This window comes from Spiroplasma endosymbiont of Lariophagus distinguendus (assembly GCF_023846195.1).
GTDB lineage: Bacteria > Bacillota_I > Bacilli_A > Mycoplasmatales > VBWQ01 > Spiroplasma_E.
The window spans coordinates 1-1,719 of sequence record NZ_JALMUW010000108.1 but is presented as its reverse complement, the minus strand read 5'-3'; the positions used below and the strand labels follow the sequence as shown (position 1 = coordinate 1,719).

At 22.0% G+C, this 1,719-nt stretch carries 2 protein-coding genes; both read right to left on the bottom strand.

What is annotated here, in order from left to right:
- Window positions 1-1,055: ankyrin repeat domain-containing protein (locus M0D11_RS05835; RefSeq protein WP_252320951.1), on the bottom strand; the 1,055-nt coding region annotated here is incomplete at its 3' end.
- Window positions 1,056-1,157: 102 nt separating this feature from the next.
- A complete protein-coding gene (locus M0D11_RS05830; protein WP_252320949.1) occupies window positions 1,158-1,397 on the bottom strand; it encodes an HMG-box domain-containing protein in 240 nt (79 codons plus the stop codon).
- Window positions 1,398-1,719: the final 322 nt, after the last annotated feature.

Here is a 1,719-nt window from a genome sequence, read left to right as displayed (position 1 = left end):
GCACCATTTTCAAGTAATGCATTAAAAGAATTAAGATGTCCATTATTTGCAGAATAAAATAAAAGTTGTTGAATATAATAATTTTTAATATCTATATCAATATTTGGCTGAATTAATAATAATTTTACTACTTCAATTTTATCGTTTTTAATTGCAATATCTAACAAATTGTTATCATTTTCATCTTTAATATTAATATCAGCACCATTTTCAAGTAAAAATTTAATAAAATTGACATTATTATTAGGACTTGCTATAGCAATTTGTAAAGGTGTGCATCCATTTTCATCTTTAATATTAATATCAGCACCATTTTCAAGTAATCATTTAGTTATTTCGAAATATCCATTATATACTGCATAATGTAAAGGAAATCCAAATCAATTTTTATTATCAAAATATTCTTTATTAAAAAGTTCACTTAAATCTATTTTTTTGTTAAAACCCTGTTTTATTTTTTTTGGATTTATAACATTTTTAAGGAAAATTTTATTTTCTTTTTCTTTGTATCTTCTAATTAAATCTCATTTTCCTCAAATACTACTAGATATATTATCAATAGAACCCGCTAATGTAAAACTATTAACAAACTTAGCATGAATTCCTTTTTCAAATTCAGTTCCATCGCCACTTTTTCCATAATAAGTTTTGGTGATATCTAAATTTAAATTAGTCAAATCAATTGCATATAAAAATCATTTTTTATCACTTGATTTATTTGCAAAACTATAATTAAATCTGTCAATTATTACATTTTCGCTAATATCAATGCCAGTTTCTTCAAGCATTTCATTTAAAATAGTTGTATAAAATTGCTGATTTTCAAGTCCACCAGTGATAGTACTATACTCACTAACTCTATCTTTTTTGTGAGCTGGGTTATTTTCATTATGAAGTTGTAAAAAATAATATTCATTATCTTTTAAAACATAAGGTAAGATACCAACACCTTCATTATTACATCAAGGCTCTTGAACACAAAAAAAACCATCTTTTATTTCTACTTTTATAAATTTAGAATTAAATAATGTTTTATTGATATTTTTATTTAACATAATTTATTTTTACTTCCTTTAATTATTAAATTTATTCTTATAATTATCTTTTATAATAAATTTTGAATATTTTTCAACCTTTTTTTAATATCTTCAATTGATTTATTTTCTGATAGAAAATCATATGTTTGGATGGGCATTGTTCATTTTTTTGTTTTCTTCTGCCATTTTTACATATTTAGATTTCTCTTCGCTTGTCATTTCTTTTCAATGATTACCAATAATTTTGGAAACTTCGGCAACTTTAGATTTAAGTTCAGGTTTTTGTTGGATAATCTCTGCTCTTTTTTCTTTACTAAAAAGCATATAAGCGTTCATTGGTCTTTTAACTTTATTTGACATATTTTCCCCCCTAAATTTCTTAATATAATTTTACATGATTTAAAAATTAATTTTACCGATATTGGTTTTAATAAAGAAATCTCATGAAGTTGAAATATTTAGTTTAGAAAAATAATTTTTGTATTTTTTTACAAAGAATTGTTTTTTCTTGCTCTGTTAAATTAAATATTTTTTTAGTTTCATTATTGCACTAAGAGTTATTGTAGTTAGTAATTTTTTCATTTTATTGGTTCTCCTTATTTTTTGTTATTACATTTAAATTTTTAGTACTTAACGAAAGTTTTTTATTATCTTTATCAATGCTAATAATTTCAACTTTAAT